This is a genomic window from Frankia sp. CeRuru1, from assembly GCF_977966315.1.
In genome coordinates, this window is sequence record NZ_CDWWEW010000279.1 from 1 (window position 1) to 6862 (window position 6862).

7 protein-coding genes are annotated in these 6862 nt (G+C 70.2%); 2 read left to right on the plus strand and 5 right to left on the minus strand.

The features are described 5' to 3' along the window. Both AC08OP_RS17815 and AC08OP_RS17820 read left to right on the plus strand, forming a co-directional pair. The coding region (locus AC08OP_RS17815; protein WP_476615228.1) for an ABC transporter permease at positions 1-808 on the plus strand (808 nt) is incomplete at its 5' end. 109 nt (positions 809-917) lie between these two features. After that, positions 918-1223, plus strand: coding sequence for a hypothetical protein (locus tag AC08OP_RS17820; protein ID WP_476615229.1), 306 nt, complete (start codon positions 918-920; stop codon positions 1221-1223). A gap of 131 nt (positions 1224-1354) precedes the next feature. Here the strand turns inward: AC08OP_RS17820 and AC08OP_RS17825 are convergent, their stop codons facing one another. The 5 genes from AC08OP_RS17825 to AC08OP_RS17845 all read right to left on the minus strand — a co-directional run. Further along, a complete protein-coding gene (locus AC08OP_RS17825; RefSeq protein WP_476615230.1) occupies positions 1355-1792 on the minus strand; it encodes an SsgA family sporulation/cell division regulator in 438 nt (145 codons plus the stop codon). 349 nt (positions 1793-2141) lie between these two features. Continuing rightward, a complete protein-coding gene (locus tag AC08OP_RS17830; protein ID WP_476594024.1) occupies positions 2142-2648 on the minus strand; it encodes a universal stress protein in 507 nt (168 codons plus the stop codon). Positions 2649-2848: 200 nt separating this feature from the next. After that, a complete protein-coding gene (locus tag AC08OP_RS17835; RefSeq protein WP_476615231.1) occupies positions 2849-5470 on the minus strand; it encodes a WD40 repeat domain-containing serine/threonine protein kinase in 2622 nt (873 codons plus the stop codon). A gap of 185 nt (positions 5471-5655) precedes the next feature. After that, the gene (locus tag AC08OP_RS17840) at positions 5656-6540 is read right to left on the minus strand and encodes a hypothetical protein (RefSeq protein WP_476615232.1); all 885 of its coding nucleotides are present in this window, start codon (positions 6538-6540) and stop codon (positions 5656-5658) included. A gap of 40 nt (positions 6541-6580) precedes the next feature. Next, positions 6581-6862, minus strand: a 282-nt coding sequence (locus AC08OP_RS17845) for a hypothetical protein (RefSeq protein WP_476615233.1), incomplete at its 5' end; no start/stop codon positions are given.

Sequence of the window (6862 nt, forward strand, 5' to 3'; positions counted from 1 at the left end):
CTTCTCGACGCACGGCACCGCCGAGCCGGTCGGCGCCGCGCGGGTCACCCCGCTCGACGCGCTTCGCCACACCGCGACCCTGGCCTGGCGCACGCTCGTCCAGGTCAAGCACAACCCGATGGAACTGCTCGACTTCAGCGTGCAGCCGCTGATGTTCCTCCTGCTGTTCACCTATGTGTTCGGCGGGGCGATCTCCGGCTCGACCTCCGACTATCTGACGTTCGCGCTGCCCGGCATCATCGTGCAGAACACCCTGTTCACGACCCTGAACACCGGCATGGGGCTCAACGCCGACCTCACCAAGGGCGTGTTCGACCGGTTGCGCTCCCTGCCGATCGCCCGGTCCGCGCCGTTGGCCGGGCGCATCGTCGCCGATCTCGTCAAGCAGATCTGGGCCATCGCTATGCTGCTCGGCCTCGGATACGTGCTGGGTTTCCGCATCGAGACCGGCCCGCTGCAGGCGCTGGCCGCCTGCGGCCTCGTGGTCCTGTTCGCGCTGGCGATCTCATGGATCTCCGTGCTGGTCGGGATGCTCGTCTCGGAGCCGGAGAAGGTGATGGCCTTCGGGTTCACCCTCATCTTCCCGTTGACCTTCATCAGCAACGTGTTCGTCGAGACGTCGTCGATGCCGGGCTGGTTGCAGGCGTTCGTCAAAGTGAACCCGGTGACGGCCCTGGCCGACGCGACCCGAGGCCTGCTGGTCTCGGGCCCGGTGGCCACGCCGACCTGGCACGCGCTGGTCTGGGCGGCGGGGCTGGCCGCGGTCTTCGCGCCGCTCGCCCTCACCGCGTTCAAGCGCCGGGTCTGACCGGTGCCGGGGCGACGCCGCAGCATCCCCGGAGGCAGACAAGCCGTCTTCCGGGTCCTGAGACGATGCGCTATAGTCACCCGAGCCAGGCAACATAATGGGGGTTCACATGAGTGTCATCGTCGCCATGACTCTGAAAGTCGATCCAGCGGCTCTTCAGCAGCTGTTCGCATCGAAGGCGGCTATCTTCATATCCGTCGCCGAGCAGGCAAAAAAGGTGGGAGCCTTGCACCATCGTTTCCTTGCCGGCGACGGGCAGGTCATCATCCTCGATGAATGGGATTCCGCGGAGGCATTCCAGGAGTTCTTCACCAATCAGCCCGAGATAGCCGCCCTCATGCGGGACGCCGGCGTCGAGGGACCCCCGGAGATTCAGGTCTGGCAGCCGATCGAAGGCGCGCCCGACACCTTCTGAGCGGGCGCGCGGGACACGGGCGGGGGACGGCTACGGCTCCCCGTATCCGCGCCGCGGACCGGACTGGCGCCCCCGCCCGGAATCGTCATTACCAGAGTTCATGATGAGATCTTTGAGAACACCCGAAGCGGTCAGGTGTTCCGGGTGTGCAGCAGCATGTGAAGCTCGTTGTCCCAGTCGATGCCGTTACTCTCCCGCCCCATTGGAACCTGCCCGTGGCAGTCGGCGAGAAAGGCGGTGACCTTCGACTTCGCCAGCTCAAGATCGGCATGCCCCGACGGGCTGGACAGGGACACCGTGATCACCGACCGCCCCTTGGACGCCGTCGGCCAGATGCGCACGTCGCCGGCCCCGGCGGGAACCTCGATCCCTTCGGCTAGCAGCGCGCGGGCGAAGATCCAGGTGATGGCCTCTTCACCGGGACGTAGGATCAACTCGACGGCGAAGGGATCAGCCGGGTCGTAACGGAGTGTGCCGGGAATCGCTTCTCGCTCCCCCTCCTCCGTGACGTAGTCAACGGATAGATCGCGCGCCACGATATGCGCGGGCGTCGAGCTGTGACGGAGCATCGCTGCCTCCCAACAGGTCGGATTCGACACTGTTCAGCATCGCGCCTGGCGACGCCCGGTTTGGCCGCCCGACGGGCCTCTCTGGACGGGCGGATCAACCCGGCACGGCCGGGCCGGTCGGCATAGCCGGCGAGTGAACGCAACGTCACGATTCCATCGCTATTTTGTCACGGTTTCGGCGACCCCACGTCGAGAGATTCCGGCCGAGTCCGCCGACGGGTGCGGCGATGACCTCGTCACTGGCCCGACGGGTGCCGACGCTGGCCGTCGTACCGGTGGGAGGGAGCCGGCCCCGGCCGTCAGGACCATCCGCCCCCACCGGACGGCCCGGACGGGAACCATCCGGGCCCTACGGCACGACGGTGACCGGCCAGCGACCGCCGCGGACCATCCGGCTCGCCAGGGAACCGACCAGGCGGTGCCCGGCGCTCTCGGACGCCCCGATGACGACCATGTCCGCCTGTTCCTCCGTCGCGCTCCGCTTGAGCGCCTCGAACGGATCGCCGGCCCGCACGACGAACCGGATGGGGACGCCCAGCTCCTCGGACCGCTCCAGGATCGCCTCGCGCACCTCACCGATGACCGAGTCGATCACTTGCTGCATCGCCTCCCCGGCCGGCGCCGGGGACATCGCCGCCCACACCGAGGGGGCCGCGACATAGACCACCACCAGTCGGGACGACTGGCGGCGGGCCAGCCCGGCCGCGTAGGCTGCCGCGCGCATCGACGTCCGCGACCCGTCGACCCCGGTCATGATCACCTGCGGGCCGTCCGTGCCCAACTCGAAGGGCCCCCGCTTCCAGGAGGGCCCGAAGTCCTCGACCGACAGCACCGCCCGGCCTTCCGCAGCATTCACACCAAACAGTCTTCCCCGTCGACCGGTGCGTCGGTGGGCGCGGGTCGACGTCCTCCTCCGGCGGATCTCAACCCGTGAGGACGTAACCCAGCACGCCCTCGACGGTGAAGACCTCGCCTGCGGTCGAAAAGCCGGACGGTTAACCTGGCAGGCCGCTCCAGCGGGCCTGACGGGCAATCCGGCGGCCGGCCCTCGTCAACTCAGCCGCAGGGAGCCCGGTAACTCATGTCCCTGAAGGCGGTGCTCCATTCACCGGCGGTGATCCGGTTCGCCGGATCGGCGCACGCGGTGTCCGCGAGCCGGCCGGGCTCGGCGTCCCACAGCCGCAATGTCCCGTCGTGACCAGCCGAGACGACGACGCCCGTGCCGGAGACGAAGGCGATCGCACTGATCGGCTGGGTGTGCCCGTGCCACTGGGTCAGCAGGATCGGCCTGTCCAGACGGGAGATGTCGGTCAGCCGGACCGTCTCGTCATCACCGGCGGATGCGACGACGTCGGCACCCGTCTCGAAGGCCACGCTCTGGACCCCGCCCAGAGAGCCGGTGGCGACGCCACGGGCGGGATTATCCGGATACCGCACCTCCCACAGGCGCACCGTGGCGTCGACGCCGCCGGAGACCAGAACGCCTCCGTCGCCGGTGAAGACCACGGACCGCACCCCACGGCTGTGCCCGCGCAGGATTCCACCCGCGGTCGGCCGCGCCGCGTCCCGGATGTTCCACAGATGGACGGTGCCGTCGTCACCAGCGAACGCGAGCAGGGTGCCGTTCGGCGCGAAGGCCACCGAGCGCGCTCCCCCGGTCTGACCGTCCGCCCGGACGCGCTGCTTCGGATGCGCCGGGTCCGTGACATCCCACAGCGCGACGATGCCGTCCGCACTGGCGGACCCGAGAGTGTTGCTGTCCGGGCTGAAGGCCACCGACTGCACCGCGCCGGTGTGGGCCTGGATGGTCGACCATCGGACCAGCTGGTCGGGGTCGTGCAGGTTCCACAGTCGGATCGTGCCGTCGGAGTGGCCCGCGGCGAGCAGGCCACTGTCCCGGTTGAACGCCAGCGACTCGACCCAGCTGCGGCTCGACACCGAGACGGAGGTACGCCGGACCAGCTCGGTCCGACCGACGACTTCCCATACCGTGACGGTTCCGTTGTCGCTCCCCGCCGCGGTCCAGTGCCCGTCCGGGCTCACCGCGAGCGCCAGCAGGGCACCCGTCCCGACGGGGATGGTGGTCGGGGTGATCCCGGCACCGAACAGCGCGATCATCGCGCTCCGGGTCCTGGCCGAGCGCGGCTCGGCGCGGTAGGCCGCGAGCGCGAGCCGGCGGGCGAGTCCCGTGTTGCCATCCTGGAGGAGCAGCGCCCGCTCGGCGACCGCCTCGGGCACGCTCGTCTCGGTCCGCGAGCCCCCGCCCCTGGTGGACACGATGGCGACCGTCGTCACGAGCACGGTGACGGCGGCCGCCAGGGCAACGATGATCAGCGGACGTCGGTTGCGGGCCCGGCCGCCCGGTGGCGCGGTGGACGAGGACCTCTGCGACGACGAGGACGACCGCTGAGACGAGGACGACGGGGACGCTCCTCGCCCGGTGTCCTGGCTGTGTTCGTCATCGGTCCAGACCGTCACCAGAGCATCGGCGACGTCCCGGGACCGGGACGACGAGCCGGCGCCCGGCCGCCAGCGGGCATCCGGCCCGGACGGTGACGCCTCGCTCCCCGACGAGGACGACCCTAGCCCGGGAGAAGACGACGGGCCCGGAACCGACGAGGGCTCCGGCGGAGACGGCGGGCCGGACTGGGATGGTGCCCCGGGAATGCCCGGCCCCGGGAACGAGATCAGGTTCGCGGGCGGCGGGGGTCCGATCGGCTGATGGCCGGTGACGGGCGTGATCGGACCCGCGAGGTCGGCGTCGCTCGCCGGCGTCCCGGAGGCGCCGCCGGGAGGCGTGTTCAGCGGCCGGATCAGCGCGGTCACCTCGGACAGGGACAGCCCCTTGGCCACCATCGGGGCTTCGGCACGTAGGTCCAGAAGACGCGCGTAGAGCTTCTCGGCGGTGGGTCGCTCCGCCGCTGCCTTGCGCATCGCATCGGAGACCAGGGGCCGCAGGCTGTCCTCGAAGCCGTCAAGCATCGGAGGATCGTTGACCGTCCGGTACAGCACGCTGGGAGCAGGGCCGTTACCGAACGGGTAACGACCGGTCCCGGCGAAGATAAGGACACCGCCCCAGGCGAACACGTCCGCCGCCGAGGTGACCTGCTCGCCTAAGGCCTGTTCCGGCGCCATGAACGCCGGCGTCCCGAGCTGGCGATCCCCGCTGAGTACCGTCGCGGAGTCCAGGGCGCGCGCGATACCGAAATCGATCACCTTCGGTCCGAGCCGGGACAGCAGGATGTTGGACGGCTTCAGATCCCGGTGCACGAGTCCGGCCTGGTGGATCGCCATCAGCGCGGTGGTCATGCTCACCGCCAGCTGATGAAGCTCCGCCGGGGTTAACGGGCCGCGCGTGCCGACCGCCTCGGACAGCGTCGGCCCGTCGACGTACTCGGTCACCAGATAAGGCGGATCGGCGGTGATGTCGACGTCGAGGACCGCCGCCGTGCAGAAACGAGCGACCCGCCGGGCGTTGTCGGCCTCCTGCTTGAGCCGGCTGCGGAACTCGGCCAACCGGGCGAGATCCGCCCGGATCAGTTTGACCGCGACCAGACCACCGGCGGTGTTCTCCCCCAGGTAGACGGTCCCCATCCCACCCGCGCCGAGACGCCGCACCAGCCGATAGGGACCGACCTCGGTCGGTTCGGAGGCAGCATGATCCGCGGGCCTGTCCACGGGCCTGTCCGCGGGTCGGTCCGCGGGTCCACTCCGGCCGGGTGGGTGGGACATTAGATGATCACTCCCGCCCGAGGTTGTCGAGGATCCCGAGGTTGTCGAGGGTGTCGGTCAGCAGTCCACCCGCACCGGTAACACCGGGTAACACCCGGCAACACCCGGTAATGTCTGGCGGCGCATGGCACCTAACGGCGCTGCGACCTGGCGCGCCGACGTCCACGGGCCGCTATCTGGTAGTGCACGGCCAGGAACGACAGCGCCAGGAAGAGCGGAAGCAGCACCGATGGAGGCGAAGCGCTGGTGTCCGCGGAGACCAGCACCATGTCTATACCGGCGGTGAGGTTAGCTCCGCAGGCGGCGGTGACCGGACGGTAACCCGGCTGGAAGCTGGCGAACTGGACCACGGTCTCGAACGTGCCGTCCTGGTCGGCAACGGTCCGTCCGACCAGCTCGCCGCCCGCGGTGAGCATGGCCTGCGACCCGGGTCTGCAGCCGGCACCCCGGGCGAACAGCGTATCTCCAGCCGTCACGGCGCTCCGGTCGAACAACAGCTCACCGGGACGTGCCTCGCGTGCCACCGGCTCCCCCACATCCGGCTCTGACACGCCGGGCTCGGACCCGCCGGGCTCGGACACGGGTGTGCACACGCCCAGCACGCGCACCGTCCCCTTCGGGCAGCGGGACAGGGTGGGTGCCGCGCACTGCTCGTCGAGCGGAACCGCGAGGCCGCCGGGGCAGAGCCGGCGCCCGGCGGGGCAGTCGAGCGTCGCCGCGCGCACGGAACCGTCCCAGCAGACGACCGGGACCGGCGGGGATGGCCGCGGCGGCGGGCAGGCTTCGCCCACGGCGACGCCGACCACCGAACCGGGGCAGGCCTTCTGCGGCAAGGGGCACTGGTCGGCCGATCGGCGCACGGACCCGTCCGGACAGGTAATCGAGGTCTCCTTCTCCCCGTTGGAGCCCGGCTTGGTGGAGTCGGTGACCGGGGACGAGGTGATGGGAGGTGACGTGGTCTTCGTGTCCTCCGTGGGAGTGGGGCAGGGCGTCGCGTCGACCAGGCCGAGCGGCAACGCGGGGGCGGGCGTCGTGCATTGCTGGGGACCGCCGCCATCACATCCTGTACCTGTATCTGTACCTGGCATTGATGTCGACACCGACGCCGGCCCGGAGGTGCACCGGGGTTGTGGGCAGGCACCGTTCGGCGGTGATGACGCCGCTGCGTCGGCCGATCGAGGCGTGCTCGGTGGGCAGGCCGGAGCGTGCTGGTCGCAGGGGCCGCCCGCATTGCCCGTGGCTGCGGCCGGGCAGGCCGGCGAACTGGGCGTGCAGCGCCCACCAGCGTCCGTCGTCGTCCCCGACGGGCAGATCGTCGTACTCGGATCGGAGTAGGGA

Bases quoted from the DNA above. Each gene is read 5' to 3' on its own strand.
- AC08OP_RS17820 (WP_476615229.1), top strand. From the start codon at position 918: ATGAGTGTCATCGTCGCCATGACTCTGAAAGTCGATCCAGCGGCTCTT.
- AC08OP_RS17825 (WP_476615230.1), bottom strand. From the start codon at position 1,792: ATGCTCCGTCACAGCTCGACGCCCGCGCATATCGTGGCGCGCGATCTA.